At 35.0% G+C, this 14365-nt stretch carries 15 protein-coding genes; 13 read left to right on the top strand and 2 right to left on the bottom strand.

All coding sequences use genetic code 11. The annotated features are described in order from the left end of the window. The 8 genes from AC1DIT_RS14180 to AC1DIT_RS14145 form a co-directional block, all read left to right on the top strand. Window positions 1-162, top strand: a 162-nt coding sequence (locus AC1DIT_RS14180) for a nucleoside transporter C-terminal domain-containing protein (RefSeq protein WP_476998245.1), incomplete at its 5' end; no start/stop codon positions are given. 48 nt (window positions 163-210) lie between these two features. After that, a complete protein-coding gene (locus AC1DIT_RS14175) occupies window positions 211-1512 on the top strand; it encodes a pyrimidine-nucleoside phosphorylase (protein WP_016114439.1) in 1302 nt (433 codons plus the stop codon). Window positions 1513-1551: 39 nt separating this feature from the next. Next, window positions 1552-1947, top strand: coding sequence for a cytidine deaminase (locus AC1DIT_RS14170; RefSeq protein WP_016114440.1), 396 nt, complete (start codon window positions 1552-1554; stop codon window positions 1945-1947). A 324-nt stretch (window positions 1948-2271) separates the two neighbouring features. Next, a complete protein-coding gene (locus tag AC1DIT_RS14165) occupies window positions 2272-4623 on the top strand; it encodes a xanthine dehydrogenase family protein molybdopterin-binding subunit (protein ID WP_016114441.1) in 2352 nt (783 codons plus the stop codon). Continuing rightward, window positions 4610-5449 (top strand): FAD binding domain-containing protein, encoded by an 840-nt coding sequence (locus AC1DIT_RS14160; protein ID WP_016114442.1) that lies wholly within the window; start codon window positions 4610-4612, stop codon window positions 5447-5449. Before AC1DIT_RS14165 ends, AC1DIT_RS14160 begins: the two co-directional genes overlap by 14 nt. Continuing rightward, entirely contained in the window at window positions 5449-5916 is a 468-nt protein-coding gene (locus AC1DIT_RS14155) for a (2Fe-2S)-binding protein (RefSeq protein WP_016114443.1), read from the top strand. Before AC1DIT_RS14160 ends, AC1DIT_RS14155 begins: the two co-directional genes overlap by 1 nt. Further along, a complete protein-coding gene (locus AC1DIT_RS14150) occupies window positions 5916-6866 on the top strand; it encodes an XdhC family protein (protein WP_476998243.1) in 951 nt (316 codons plus the stop codon). The genes AC1DIT_RS14155 and AC1DIT_RS14150 overlap by 1 nt, the downstream gene beginning before the upstream one ends. Before the next feature lies 1 nt (window position 6867). Next, window positions 6868-7470 (top strand): nucleotidyltransferase family protein, encoded by a 603-nt coding sequence (locus AC1DIT_RS14145; protein ID WP_077295458.1) that lies wholly within the window; start codon window positions 6868-6870, stop codon window positions 7468-7470. Window positions 7471-7611: 141 nt separating this feature from the next. On the opposite strand, the gene AC1DIT_RS14140 is transcribed toward AC1DIT_RS14145, so the two are convergent. Continuing rightward, the gene (locus tag AC1DIT_RS14140; protein WP_016114446.1) at window positions 7612-7842 is read right to left on the bottom strand and encodes a DUF896 domain-containing protein; all 231 of its coding nucleotides are present in this window, start codon (window positions 7840-7842) and stop codon (window positions 7612-7614) included. 502 nt (window positions 7843-8344) lie between these two features. Between AC1DIT_RS14140 and AC1DIT_RS14135 the strand changes: the two genes are divergently transcribed. Next, window positions 8345-9241, top strand: a complete 897-nt coding sequence (locus AC1DIT_RS14135) for a LysR family transcriptional regulator (RefSeq protein ID WP_016114447.1) — start codon at window positions 8345-8347, stop codon at window positions 9239-9241. Window positions 9242-9300: 59 nt separating this feature from the next. Then, window positions 9301-10149 (top strand): YitT family protein, encoded by an 849-nt coding sequence (locus AC1DIT_RS14130; protein WP_016114448.1) that lies wholly within the window; start codon window positions 9301-9303, stop codon window positions 10147-10149. Window positions 10150-10323: 174 nt separating this feature from the next. Here the strand turns inward: AC1DIT_RS14130 and AC1DIT_RS14125 are convergent, their stop codons facing one another. Next, window positions 10324-11556 carry an ATP-grasp domain-containing protein gene (locus AC1DIT_RS14125; RefSeq protein WP_016132731.1) on the bottom strand — a complete coding sequence of 411 codons (1233 nt, stop codon included), beginning with the start codon at window positions 11554-11556 and terminating at the stop codon, window positions 10324-10326. A gap of 197 nt (window positions 11557-11753) precedes the next feature. On the opposite strand from AC1DIT_RS14125, the gene AC1DIT_RS14120 reads away from it, so the two are divergent. From AC1DIT_RS14120 to AC1DIT_RS14110, 3 genes are all read left to right on the top strand, one after another. Next, entirely contained in the window at window positions 11754-12794 is a 1041-nt protein-coding gene (locus tag AC1DIT_RS14120) for a YheC/YheD family endospore coat-associated protein (RefSeq protein WP_016132732.1), read from the top strand. A 281-nt stretch (window positions 12795-13075) separates the two neighbouring features. Continuing rightward, window positions 13076-13216 carry a hypothetical protein gene (locus tag AC1DIT_RS14115; RefSeq protein WP_154214516.1) on the top strand — a complete coding sequence of 47 codons (141 nt, stop codon included), beginning with the start codon at window positions 13076-13078 and terminating at the stop codon, window positions 13214-13216. A 123-nt stretch (window positions 13217-13339) separates the two neighbouring features. Continuing rightward, a complete protein-coding gene (locus AC1DIT_RS14110) occupies window positions 13340-14317 on the top strand; it encodes an HD domain-containing protein (protein WP_016114452.1) in 978 nt (325 codons plus the stop codon). Window positions 14318-14365: the final 48 nt, after the last annotated feature.

The raw sequence follows: 14365 nt of genomic DNA, 5'->3' as shown, positions 1-14365 counted from the left end.
GTTTCATTCGCAAACTTCTCTTCAATCGGAATTATCGCCGGTGCTGTTAAAAGTTTGAATGAAAAACAAGGGAATGTAGTAGCAAGATTTGGTTTGAAATTACTCTTTGGTGCAACTTTAGTAAGCTTTTTATCAGCAACAATAGTTGGTTTAATATATTAAGAATTTAAGAGCTAGACGAATAAAAAATAAAAAGGATTGGTGATTCAGATGAGAATGGTAGATATTATTGCGAAAAAACGTGATGGTAAAGAATTAACAACAGAGGAGATTCAATTCTTTATCAAAGGGTATACAGATGGATCAATACCTGATTACCAAGTAAGTGCACTGGCAATGGCTATCTTTTTCAAAGACATGTCTGACCGTGAACGTGCCGATTTAACGATGGCTATGGTGCATTCTGGAGAAACAATTGATTTATCTGAGATTGAAGGAGTTAAAGTAGATAAACATTCAACTGGCGGTGTTGGTGATACAACAACATTAGTGTTAGGACCATTAGTAGCTGCTTTAGATGTACCAGTTGCAAAAATGTCTGGTCGTGGTTTAGGTCATACAGGTGGTACGATCGATAAATTAGAAGCGGTAGAAGGCTTCCATGTTGAAATTACGAAAGAGCAGTTCATTGAATTAGTGAATCGTGATAAGGTTGCGGTTATTGGACAAACAGGAAATTTAACACCTGCTGATAAAAAAATATATGCACTACGTGATGTTACGGGAACAGTAAATTCAATTCCGTTAATCGCAAGTTCGATTATGAGTAAAAAAATTGCAGCTGGTGCTGATGCAATTGTTCTTGATGTTAAGACAGGTGCTGGTGCATTCATGAAAACAGAAGAGGATGCGAAAGAATTAGCACACGCAATGGTACGAATCGGAAATAATGTTGGACGTCAAACGATGGCTGTTATTTCAGACATGTCACAACCTCTTGGTTTTGCAATTGGTAATGCTCTTGAAGTACAAGAAGCGATTGATACATTAAAAGGGGAAGGTCCAGAAGATTTAACGGAATTAGTACTTGTATTAGGTAGTCAAATGGTTGTACTTGGGAAAAAAGCGAATACGTTAGAAGAAGCACGTGAAATGCTAAAAGAAGTTATGAAAAATGGAAAAGCAATTGAGAAGTTTAAGGAGTTCTTGAGTAATCAAGGTGGAGATAGCTCAATTGTAGATCATCCAGAAAAGTTACCACAAGCTAAATATGTAATTGATGTACCTGCTAAAACTTCAGGTGTAGTCTCTAACATTGTGGCAGATGAAATAGGTATTGCTGCCATGCTTCTAGGGGCAGGTCGTGCAACAAAAGAAGATGAAATTGATTTAGCAGTTGGTTTAATGCTACGTAAAAAAGTTGGTGAAGCTGTAAAAGAAGGGGAACCACTTGTTACGATTTACGCGAATCGTGAAAACGTGGAAGATGTAAAAGCTAAAATTTATGAAAACATTTCTGTATCAGAAAAAGCTGAAACTCCTAACTTAATTCATACAATTATAACTGATTAATGATTCGTAGAATGGAATTTACTTTGAGGAGGAAATAATATGGATAAAAAAAGATATATTGAAGAAGCGACAAAAATGTTAGAAAAAGCTTATATTCCGTATTCTAAATTCCCAGTTGGCGCAGCGCTAGTTACGAAAGAAGGTAAAATCTATACAGGTTGTAATATAGAGAATGCTTCTTACGGTTTATGTAATTGTGCTGAGAGAACAGCTATATTTAAAGCAGTATCAGAAGGGGAACGTGATTTTAGTTATTTAGTAATTACAGGTAAAACAGATGGGCCTATTTCACCATGCGGAGCTTGTAGACAAGTCATTGCTGAGTTTTGTAAGCCTAAAATGCCAGTTTTATTAACAAATCAAAAAGGCGATGAAAAAGAAGTAACGGTTGAACAATTGTTGCCAGGTGCTTTTTCGATAGAGGATTTAATCTAATTTCAAATGAATATACGAAAGAAGCTGTCCTAAAAATATGTTGGGAGAGCTTCTTTTTTTGTGAAGAATATATTTTTATTAACCATTGGAATTCTGTTCATGAAAGACATTTTTCTATTTGAATGAGAATTTGCTGGGGTGATCGAACGTTTTGCAGGATTACTCTTTCTGTCTGCTTCTTATCTAGTTCAACCTCGTAAACTGTCCACAAGGTTAGGGGAAGTTCGCCTTAATGTATTGTACATCTATAAAGAGTTTCGTACTAAACGAGGGGGGCCACGAATAGGTTGGTAGAAGAGTAGAAGGAAGGGAGGGAGGTCTAAAATGAAACCGTATCACATCATTGGAAAAAGTATTAAACGAAAAGAAGGTGCGGACAAAGTAACGGGAAGAGCAAAATATGTAGATGACGAGATTGAGATAGGTACTTTATACGCAAAACTCTTAACGAGTGTGTATGCGCATGCTGTTATTGAAAGTATTGATATAAGGAGAGCTGAGGAAATCCCTGGTGTTCATGCTGTGATAACAGGAGCAGATTATCCTATTCTTGTCGGTTCTAGTATTGTAGATCGTCCCCCGTTAGCCTATGAAAAAGTTCGGTATTTTGGTGAGCCTATTGCACTTATCGTAGCGGATAGCGAAGCGATTGCTAAACATGCATCAGCGCAAATACGTGTTACATATAAGAAACTCCCTGTGGTTCATGCCCCGCTACAAGCCTATTTAGAAAGAGATATACTCGTACATGAAAACGTAGAGCAATATGAATTAGAAGAAGAAGTATACCCAGAAGCACATACAAACATTGCAAATAGAACAAAAATTCGTAAGGGAGATATTCGAGAAAGGTTTGCAAATAGTGAAGTTGTTGTAGAGGAAACGTTTTCTTTTCGGCAATCTGATCATACTGCAATAGAGACGCGATGTGCGAAAGCAGAAATTAAGCCAAATGGAGAGGTTATTATTCATTCTACTTCGCAAGCCCCTTTTGAAATTAAAAGATTGCTTAGTAAGGCGTTTCAAATTGCTGAAGAAAAAATAATTGTACATGTGCCTTTAGTTGGAGGGGCGTATGGTGGAAAAACAACGGTACAACTTGAGTATTTAGTATATCTTGCTTCTAAAGCAGTGGGGGGGAGGCGTGTTACCCTTCGGAATAGTAGAGAAGAAGATTTTGTAACATCGCCTGTTCATATTGGTTTACAAGCAAAAGTAAAGCTTGGATGTACAAAGAATGGGAAATTGCAAGCTGCCGAGATTTTATATTTATTTGATGGCGGTGCATATGCTGATCGGGCAGTGACCATGAGTAAAGCGGCCGGATTAGACTGTACAGGTCCATACTCAATTCAGCATGTATCGTGTGATTCGCTTTGTATGTACACGAATCATCCATATGCGACATCGTTTCGTGGATTTAGTCATGCCGAGTATACATTTGTAATTGAAAGAATGATAGATATATTGGCAAATAAAGTAAATATATGTCCGCTTGAGTTTCGTATGAAAAATAGAATTGAGCGAGGAGATACAACACCAACACAAGTATTAGTCACAAAAAGTAATACTGGGGATATTCGGGCGTGTTTACAAAAGTTAAAATCGCTTATTAGTTGGGAAGAAGGGAATCGTATTGTTTTACCAAATGGGAGGATACGGGCAAAAGGAATTAGTTGCTTTTGGAAAAATTCGACTACACCAAATAATGCTGGAGCGGGTGCGACTATAACCTTTAATGGTGATGGGAGTGTAAATGTCAATTGTGGTGCAGTGGAAATTGGACAAGGAACGAAAACAACTTTAACACAAATGGTTGCAGAAAAAATGAATATGAATGTTAAAGATGTATCTATTATGATGGAAGTCAATACACAAATAGCGCCAAAACATTGGAAAACAGCTGCCAGTCGGACGACACACCTTGTTGGAAATGCAGTTGTAAAAGCGACGGAAGATGTAATGAAGCAGTTACTAGATACGACGGCTAATGTACTTGGAATATCAGCAGGTGAATTAACAATTGCAAACAAGACTGTATATGTAAAAACAAATCCAGATATTTACGTACCATTTTCAAAAATTGTTTTTGGATATGTTGATTCGAGTGGGAATGTAGCAGGGGCGCAAATAATCGGAAGAGGTACATATATCTTTGAAGGAATAACAAAGATTGACTATGAAACAGGAAAAGGACAACAAGGACCAGAGTGGGGAGTGGGAGCACAGGCAATAGAGGTTGAACTTGATCCACAATTATATACGTATAAATTAATTAAAGCAGTAACGGTTGTAGATGCAGGAAGGATTTTAAATAGAAAGGGAGCAGAAACACAAATTATAGGGGCTATGAGTATGGGATTAAGTTTTGCGACGAGAGAAACATTTCACTATGACTTGTATGGGAGAGTTCTTAATAATCAGTTTCGTTCTTATAAAGTGATGCATTATGGGCAACATCCAAAATATATCGCTGAATTTGTGGAAGTACCGCATGATCAAGCTGCATTTGGATCAAGAGGGCTTGGTGAGCATGGAATTATCGGTATGCCCGCTGCTTTAGCGAATGCGTTATCTATTGCAGCTAGTATTTCACTTCGTCAATTACCTATTAATCCTGAATTGATTTGGAAAGTAAAACAAGCGGAGGAGAATGGTGTATATGATACCATTTGACTTTGAATATTATCGTCCGAATTGTATCGAAGAAGCAATCCGATTATTTCATCAGCTGGATAAAGAGGGGAAAAGGCCCATTTATTATGGGGGAGGCACTGAAATTATTACAATGGGGCGTCTGCAGCAAATGATTACGAATGCGGTCATTGATTTGAAAGATATTCCCGAATGTAACATTTGTGAATGGAATGACCAAAAGCTTATTCTTGGAGCTACATTAACATTAACAAAAGTTCAAGAGGAAAAAGTATTCCCTCTTCTTGGAGAAACTGCCGGAAGAGCTGCAGATCACACAGCAAGAAATAAAATTACGCTTGGTGGTAATATTGCAGGGAAAATTATTTATAGAGAAGCAGTGCTCCCTTTTTTACTAGCTGATAGCACATTTGTTATTGCAGGAAAAGAAGGTATAAAGTATATCAAGTCACAGCAAGCGTTTATTGAGAAGTTACAATTGCAAAAAGGTGAGTTTCTTATACAAATTATCACCAATCAAAAATATATAGAATCTCCTTATTACAGTGTAAAAAAAAGGCAATTAGAGAAAATCGATTACCCACTTGTAACGGTTGCTGCACTCAAAAGTGATGATACCATTCGAATCGCATTTAGTGGATTGTGCGCATTTCCATTTCGGTCGCTCGCGGTAGAATCGGTGTTAAACGATGGAAGTATACCAGTCAAGAAGAGAATTGAGCACGCCCTTTTTCATATTCCTGCACTTATATTGGATGATATACGAGGTTCGCGTGAGTATCGTAAGTTTGTTTTGAAACATGTGCTTTATGATGTATTAATAAAGTTTGAAGAGGTGAGGGGATAATGGGAAAGGGGCAATTAAGTCTTCATGTGAACGGCGAGGACAGAGAGGTCGTTGTTAGAATGGGGGATACGCTATTATATACATTACGACATCGACTTGGTCTAACAGGAGCCAAGCCAGGATGTGAAAATGGTGATTGCGGTGCTTGTACCGTTCTTGTTGAAGGGATACCTATTAAGTCTTGTATTATATTAGCAGTAGAAGCAATTGGTAAGCAGATTATAACAGTGGAAGGTTTACAAGAAACTCCTATTCAGAAAGCTTTTGAAGACAAATGGGCTTTTCAGTGTGGGTATTGTACGCCTGGGTTTATTATAAATTGTCATGCGCTTGTTACACAAAAAATGGATGTGGATGATTTAGTTATTGAAGAATGGTTAAGTTCTAATATTTGTCGGTGCACAAGTTATCAAGAGATTGAAGAAGCTGTGAAATCTATCTTGCAAAAGCAACGGGAGAATCAATAATGACTTCTGTTCATACTGTACTAGAAGCACTACTATCGTGTGAACAACGGTGTGCCTTAGCAACTATTATCCATGTGGAAGGTTCTGCATATTGTAAAGAAGGAACTATCATGCTTTTTTGTGAAGATGGAACAAAAGTCGGAATGTTAAGTGCAGGTTGTTTAGAAGAAGAGGTTTCTATTTATGCAGCCGAAGTAATGGAGAATCAAACATGGTCTATTCATCAATTTAATACGAGGGCAGAAGATGATTTATCTTGGGGAATGGGATGTAATGGTATCATTCATATATTAGTCGAGTATATAGATGAGGAGTACAAAGTTTTTTTGCAAACACTATATGAATATCTTAAGAAGGGTATTTCAGTTCGGATGATAAAAAATATTTCTTTAATACAAACATTATTTATTAGTGAGAATGGTGATACGTTTGGGAATGAAGAGGATTTGTTTCCAACTCTTTCCTTACATGGTTTACACGGTAAATGGTTTTATCAACACTTTACACCAAGGCCAAGACTTTTTAYTTTTGGAGCGGGAGAGGATGCAACACCGCTTGTTCGGTTTGCAAAAGAAGTAAACTTTTTTGTAACAGTTTGTGATTGGCGTGAATCGTTATGTAATTCTTCACATTTTCCGAGTGCAGATGTTTGTATGAATGGTTTTCCAAAAGAGATTGTACCACAACTTCTATTAAGAGAAGAAGATTTTGTTGTGATTATGACTCATCACTTTCAACGCGATCAGCAGTTGGTTGAACTTTTATTGGAACAATGTGTTCGCTATATCGGTATTTTAGGTCCACGTCACCGCACTGCTCGTCTGTTAGAAGGAAAGGCGATACCTAAAAATGTTCATTCTCCGGTAGGGCTTGCAATTGGGGGAAAAGGGCCAACTGAAATAGCGATTAGTATAATAGCTGAAATCATCCAAGAATTAAGGGGGAAGTAAAATAAAGATTGCAGGGATATATTTAGCTGCTGGAAACAGTCGGAGGATGGGACCCGGAATACACAAGCTGCACCTTCCATTACAAGGGGAGCCACTTGGGAATTTAGCGTTACAAGCAGCAATTTCTTCAAGGCTCTCACATATTATTGTTGTTACGAATGAGCCTGCTTGGATGTTAAAAAGAATGCACCGTGAAAATGTGCACATTCTTTCTTGTCCAAATGCTTGTAGAGGACAGTCGTACTCTCTTCAATGCGGCATTGAGAAGGCGAAACGAATGAATGTAGATGGAGTGATGGTCCTTCTGGCTGATCAACCATTTGTGACAGCTGAATTTATTAATAAGATAATAGGTTGCTATGAGCAAAATAAAAACATTCATTTTGTAGCAGCGAGTTATAGGGGAATAAGGCAACCTCCTGTTTTATTTACAAAGAAAGTATTTCCACTTTTTCAAGCATTGAAAAGGGATGAAGGAGCACGCGCGATTTTTATGAAGCCTACGATAAATGGAATTTCATTGTTGTCTCAAAATGACAAAATATTTTTCGATATCGATACATGGGAAAAGTATCAACAGGTGAAACAAGAATATGCGGATTGATATGATATTTAAATTACAATGTAGTAGGTATAGAACAATGTCTATACTATAAAAAGAGCCAGAATTTCTCGATTTAGAAATTGGGCTCTTTTTATGTTGATACTATTTTGTGAAATTGGTCGTTTGAATCGATTTTGGATCTCATTTTTTAAGGTTCATACGACTTTGTGCATGCTGTAAAGCAAGTGGAGTAACATTTTCTTCATTAGGATCTATAATTGTTGTATTTAATAAAATGGAATCTAARCTCCCGCGAAATTCTTTCATATAGCTTTGTCTTAACATTTGTTGCTCCTGTTTTTCAGTTTCTTTTAGTCCGGAAGTTTTTTCTTTTTTCGCTAATTCATTAATACGAAATAATATATTTTTCATTTTGCTCACTCCTTTTAATGACTATAAATTAGCGACTTACTAATTTATAGTCATTTTAATGTTTCTTTTTGATTATGTCAATAGTTGTAAATGAAAAAGCCATCCTTTTCGCCAAGAAGGGTGGTTAACTATAGTACATTAGATTCATCCATCATTTTTATAAATGATTTCTATTAAAATAATTCATTTTATTTATTTGGGTTCTAAATATATAATAGCGATTAGGTGAGTGCAAAGGAACGGCTACTTAATGAGTAGTTAGGATAGAGAATAAATGATTTTTTAGAGAATCACTTAATTTGAAAATATGTGAGATTGTTCCTAAAACCATCTAATTTCATGAGAATGATTATTTTTGATATCTCGTTAAACAATGGGCTGCATTTTCGCGTAAGAAGAAAACTATGTAACTTACATATTCATTTTCTCATTATTATGGAGATAGGGTTATAATAAGAAAAACATCAAGAAATTATATGATCGTGCAACAGGAGGAGTAAGTATGGAGCTGCGCCATTTGAAAACTTTTATTATTGTAGCGGAAAGCGGTGGCTTTACACGGGCTGGAGAACAACTTGGGTATACGCAATCGACAATTACTAATCATATTCGATCATTAGAAGAAGAGATTGGAAATCGATTATTTGATCGTCTTGGAAAAAAGGTAATTTTAACTGATGTAGGGGAGCATATGCTTTCTTATGCGCATAAAATATTGGAATTATCAAATGAAGCATTGGAATCATCTCAAATGAACGGGAAATTTTCAGGGACAATACGCATTGGAGCGAATGAGTCTTTAATGATTTATCGATTACCTGCTGTTTTATATGAATTTAAAAGGAAGTATCCGCAAGTACATATCATTTTACAACCATCAGAGAGTCAAGAATTACACAATGAGCTAAAATCAGGAAAATTTGATTTTGCTTTATTTACACATCCGGAACAACTGGGTACAGACATTGTTACTCATTCTCTTGTTCAAGAGAAGATTGTGCTTATTGCTCCGCCCAAACATCCACTAACAAAAAAGGTGAGCGTTAGTCCTGCTGATTTAGAAGGAGAAATGTTGTTGCTTACAGAGCCAGGGAGTTACCGAGATTTGTTAGAAAGACGGATTAAAGAAGATGGTATTAATTGTTCTCATATTCATTTTTGGAGTATTGAAGCGATTAAGCAAACCGTTATGTGTGGGCTAGGGATATCTTATTTACCGTTTATAACGGTAAAGGAAGAAATCGAGCAAGGCAAGCTAAGCGTACTACCATGGACGTATAGCGAAGATTTCGTTACAACTGAATTGGCATATCATAAGAGTAAATGGTTAACTCCTACAATGAAGAAATTAATTGAAATGATAGAGAGACATGGAGAAAAATGGAAAGGATTTACTTGATTCTCTGATCTGAAAGTAGGCTGGAAAAATATACATTGGGGTAGATAGGGGGAGAAGTAATGAATGAAAGAGTAATGAATGAGAGAGTAAAAGAAGTAGCACTTGTCGTAATTGGATCATTATTGTTTGCCATTGGAATTAACTTTTTTGCTATTCCAAATCGACTATCTGAAGGTGGCGTTATTGGACTTACAGTTATTACATATTATTTGTTTGAATGGTCACCAGGTACTGTGAACCTTTTAATAAATGCAGTATTACTTGCAATTGGGTATAAGTTTTTTGATAAAAAGACAATGGTGTATACAATACTTGGTATTGTCTCTTCATCTTTCTTTTTATATATCACAGAAGATATTGCGACTCCAGTAAATCATGATACATTATTAGCAGCTCTTTTTGCTGGTGTTTTCGTTGGCGTTGGTTTAGGGTTTATGTTCCGTGCAGGTGGTACATCAGGTGGATCTGCAATCATAGCTCAATTAGCAAATCAATATTTGGGCTGGAGCGTTGGAAAAGGTGTATTGATTATTGATATCGTCGTTATTGCAGGTTCAGTATTTATTATTGGGCAAGAAAAGGCTATGTATACGCTTGTAGCAGTCTTTATAGGGGCGAAGGTTATTGATTTTATTGTAGAAGGATTGAATACAAAGACCGCTGTAACAATTATTTCAAACTATCCAGACATGATTAGAGAGTCTATTATGAAGAATATGATACGTGGTGTAACAGTACTAGAGGGGAAAGGTGGTTACACAGGAAATAACAAAGAAGTATTATATGTTGTCATCAATAAACAAGAGCTCATTCAATTAAAGAAAGTCGTGAGCCAAAAAGATGAAAATGCATTCGTTGTCATTCACGATGTACGTGATGTATTAGGTGGCGGCTTTAAAGCGAGTTAAAAAAGTTGGTCTTCAAATTTTGAGGACCAGCTTTTTTGTTTAAGTAAGTAAAAAATAATCATTAGTTTATAGTTTTAAGAAACAACGTCATAACAAATACGATAAAAAAAGCGAAACACTTTAATATATAAGGGTTTCGCTTGTATTTTGAGTATCGTTTGAATGCAGCATAATCTATGCTGTTGTATTCATTGGTTCAATGTCAAAAGAAATTTCTTTAGCTGCTTCTAAAGCTATTCTTTTAGCTTCTTGTTTAGAAAATGATGCTGCTAAAATGTAGCCGCATCGATCTCCCATTGATTTAGGTGGTTTTAGGATAGTTCCCTTTTTAGGTTTTATATATATTTCTTCCACACCTGGATATTTAGAACTGCGTTTTTTTCCTGTAACTCGAATTAATCTCCCTCTAGAATCGACTGTTAAGTAGTGCGTATACACATATTTATAATGTTTTTTATTCAGCGAAGGTTTATTTCCTAACATTAACTGAATCGTTTCCTGTACTAAGTTGATTCCATGTCCAACTTCAATCATACGATTCATAGCTCCGCCTGATATTCTCGGATTTATCTCAATTAACTTCCAAATACCATGTATTCTACGGAGCTCTAGGTGACAAGCACCATTTTTCATATCAAAAGCTTGTATAATAGAATGAGTAGCGTTGAGAAGACTATAATATAGTCTCGGGTCTAAGCGTCCTAACAAAGAATAACCAGTGACGATAAAACGTTCACCAAATGTAATTTCTTGTTCAATTACTGCAATAATATGAAGCTTTTTATTGTGAACTAAAACTTCAACTAAGTACTGCGGTCCATCTACATATTCCTCAAGTAGAATTTCTTCATTAGGCCGTTTGTTTAAAAGGGTTTGCATAGATGAAATTAACTGATTTCTATCCTTTGCTAATAATACATCTTTTGACCCTGCTGATTCAGGAGATTTAACGACAAGAGGAAAAGTCATCTTTTTAGTTTTAAGAAAAGATGATAAGGATTCTGTTGGTTTGTAAATTAAATAATTGAGCGAGATCGGTAAATTCTGAAGCACTTTACGGGTCAATATTTTATTTTCCATATGATAAATTGATTCAGTAGATACCATACTTTTACAGAACTTCTCGGACAAACATGCAGCGACATAAACAAAAGAATCCATAAAACTAAAAATTCCTTTTATATTTTTTCCTGTTTTTTCTAGATTTTGGATTATTGTACTTAAATTATCATAATCGTTTATATCAGTAAAAATCATCTGATGTACATCTGGAAATTCACTTCGTTCTTCAAGAAATCTTTTTTTTTCTGTTAACAAAATCGTAAAGAAATTAAGTTTCTCTGCTACTTTAATTGCTTCCCTACTCGATCCAGATTTATTTGTTTCAATAAAAACAATAGTATTCATAATCTTACCCCACCCTATCTTTAATCGCTTTTATAAAAATAAGCTCTGTTATCTATATAAATAGAATATAAAAATGGGACAAAGATTGTTCTTGATTTTTTGAAAATTGGTTAAATACGGAAAAATATGAATATATATAAGTTGAATTTGATCTGTATGTTGAAAAAGAACTTTAGAAAGAGGGGGAGGGAACCAATATGACTATAATTGGTATGCTTCATCATCGAGAAGATCCAAGAAACGTAAGGAAAGCATATGCTTGTGCCGCTGTAGCAAAAGCTGAAGGTGTCAACTTCTTTTACTTTACCCCAGGGAAAGTAAATATAGAAAATCAAACGATTTTAGGGAAAATCTATGAAAACGGCGAGTGGATTGAAAAAGAATTTCCTTTTCCCGATGTCATTTATAATGCAAGCGCTCCTGTTAGTGATAAAACTGAGAAAATCTTTGATTATCTATACGATAGGATTCCGTTCACAAGTCATTCGATTGGAGATAAATTAAGTGTATATAACAGAATTAAAAAAGCAAAAGAGTTTGAACAATATCTTATTCCTTTTTATAAATTAACTGATGCTAGGAAGTTTTTTGACGTGATTAAGCGCTATAAAAAAGTTATTATCAAACCAATGTCTGGACATCAAGGCGGAGGCATCGTTTTTATTGAAAAACAAGGGCAAGAGCATTACAAAATGAATGAGGCAGGGCAAGTCTCATCCATTAATGAAAAACAATTAATAGACTTTATATCTCATAAAATACAAAAACAAGCTTACCTAGTTCAACAATTTATTTCATGTCAAATGAAATCTGGTCATGTTTATGATTTCCGGCTGCATGTCCAAAGAAACGGAGAAGGAAAATGGGTCATTACTTCAATTTTTCCAAGGATAGGTCCATTGGGAAGCATTGTATCAAATATGGGTAGTGGTGGTTATAGCACGTATCTAGAAATTTTTTTGAAAACAGAGTTTGATGACAACTGGTACAATATTCAAAGGTATTTGGAGCGGTTTGCGGTAAGCTTTGTTAACCATTTTGATTCTTTATATGACAGTGTATCATTTGATGAATTAGGAATTGATGTTGGAATTGATGCGGACCAAAAATTGTGGCTGTTTGAAGTGAATTGGAGACCAGGTGCACCTAGTATATTTAATCTCGAATTAGATGTAGTTAGAAACACGATTCACTATGCTAGATATTTGGCCAATAAATACAAACAAAATAGAGGATAAAAACAAGGGAAACGATAGGGTGATGCTTTTTAAAAAATCAATATTAGTGAAGAGATGATTGAGAATGTACTACATGGCAATCTATACAATGGGATTGCAACATATCCCAATCGTTTATTTGCTACTGGCTTTTTTGATAATATGATATTGAACAATTTTGGAGTCCCTATTCAAGACAATGATCAACGATATACACTATTTATTCGTCAGGATATTCAGCATCAATTTGGAGAATTGTGTATTTTCTATGCTGTCTTATTAGGATTAATTATAGTATTTGTATGTCTGAGTGGAAATGGCGAGAAAAAGAATTTGCAGTCGAAATGAATATACGGGTATACGCACTAACAATTGCTTCATTTGTTGCAGGTTTGGCAGAATTAATAATCGGTGGAGTTAGTTATTTAGTTAACAAGAAATAGAATATCAGAAGAGATGTATAGTAATTGGAAGGCTCAATTAAAGTGATAATGCTTCTCTTGATAGAAGGGGAATTTATCTATATACTAGAGCCGAGTTTTATTTGAATTAAGGGGGCTTGTTGAGTGATTATATCGGATATAATATATGGAGAATTTGAAGTTGATAAAGTATTAGAAGAATTAATTTTAAGTAAGCCTGTTCAGAGATTAAAAGGTGTTCACCAAGCTGGAGCGAGTTACTTGATTAATGAGAAATGGAATGTAACTCGCTTTGATCATTCAGTTGGTGTAATGCTTTTAATAAAAAAACTCGGTGGTTCAATAGAAGAACAAATTGCAGGTTTGTTACATGATATATCGCATACTGCATTTTCTCATGTAATTGATTTTGTCTTTGATAATAAGGATGAGGATTATCATGAAAAAATATACAGTACTGTAATCGAAAACTCAGAAATTCCAGGGATTCTTGAGAAATATGATTACAATTATGAAGAAATTTTATTTGATGATTCAAAGTGGACATTGCTTGAGCAGTCAGCACCTGACCTATCTGCTGATAGAGTAGATTATACATTACGAGATATGTATGAATATGGATATATTTCTTTAAAAGAGGTTCAAGATTTCTTAAGTGATTTAATAGTTGTTGAGGGGAAAATGATTCTTCAAAACATTGAAATAGCTGAATGGTTTGTTAAAACTTATTATCAAGAAGTTATAGATTTTTTCATGAATCCTTTAAATATTTATGGAAATGATATTTTAGCTAGGGCTCTAAAGTTATCTTTAGATAAAAAAATTATTCATCCTGATGATTTTCTTGCCGAAGATCATGAAGTGATTTATAAAATGAAATTATCTAAAGATAAAGAAGTACATGCTTTATTAAGGCAACTTCATCCAAATGTAGAAGTAAAAGAGGATAGAAATGATTACGATTTATATCGTAAAAAGAAAGTTCGTCTTATTGACCCTTCACTTTTTATTAGAAAAGGCTTAGTTAAAGCGTCTATTTTATCAGAAGAAGTAAGAAATATGAGTAATATAGCTTATGAAAAATCTATAAGAGGAATGTATGTAAAGGTAATTTCTAATTAATTTATCCCGCATTAACGGACAGTAACACTCCCACCTCAAAATTCAGCG

The sequence above is a fragment of the Bacillus sp. 05T22 genome (assembly GCF_056396765.1).
This window is presented reverse-complemented; position numbering and strand designations above follow the sequence as displayed.

Excerpts from the sequence above, each read along its gene's own strand:
- AC1DIT_RS14175 (WP_016114439.1), top strand. The coding sequence starts at position 211 with ATGAGAATGGTAGATATTATTGCGAAAAAACGTGATGGTAAAGAATTA.
- AC1DIT_RS14170 (WP_016114440.1), top strand. The coding sequence starts at position 1,552 with ATGGATAAAAAAAGATATATTGAAGAAGCGACAAAAATGTTAGAAAAA.
- AC1DIT_RS14165 (WP_016114441.1), top strand. The coding sequence starts at position 2,272 with ATGAAACCGTATCACATCATTGGAAAAAGTATTAAACGAAAAGAAGGT.
- AC1DIT_RS14160 (WP_016114442.1), top strand. The coding sequence starts at position 4,610 with ATGATACCATTTGACTTTGAATATTATCGTCCGAATTGTATCGAAGAA.
- AC1DIT_RS14155 (WP_016114443.1), top strand. The coding sequence starts at position 5,449 with ATGGGAAAGGGGCAATTAAGTCTTCATGTGAACGGCGAGGACAGAGAG.
- AC1DIT_RS14135 (WP_016114447.1), top strand. The coding sequence starts at position 8,345 with ATGGAGCTGCGCCATTTGAAAACTTTTATTATTGTAGCGGAAAGCGGT.
- AC1DIT_RS14130 (WP_016114448.1), top strand. The coding sequence starts at position 9,301 with ATGAATGAAAGAGTAATGAATGAGAGAGTAAAAGAAGTAGCACTTGTC.
- AC1DIT_RS14125 (WP_016132731.1), bottom strand. The coding sequence starts at position 11,556 with ATGAATACTATTGTTTTTATTGAAACAAATAAATCTGGATCGAGTAGG.
- AC1DIT_RS14120 (WP_016132732.1), top strand. The coding sequence starts at position 11,754 with ATGACTATAATTGGTATGCTTCATCATCGAGAAGATCCAAGAAACGTA.
- AC1DIT_RS14115 (WP_154214516.1), top strand. The coding sequence starts at position 13,076 with ATGTCTGAGTGGAAATGGCGAGAAAAAGAATTTGCAGTCGAAATGAAT.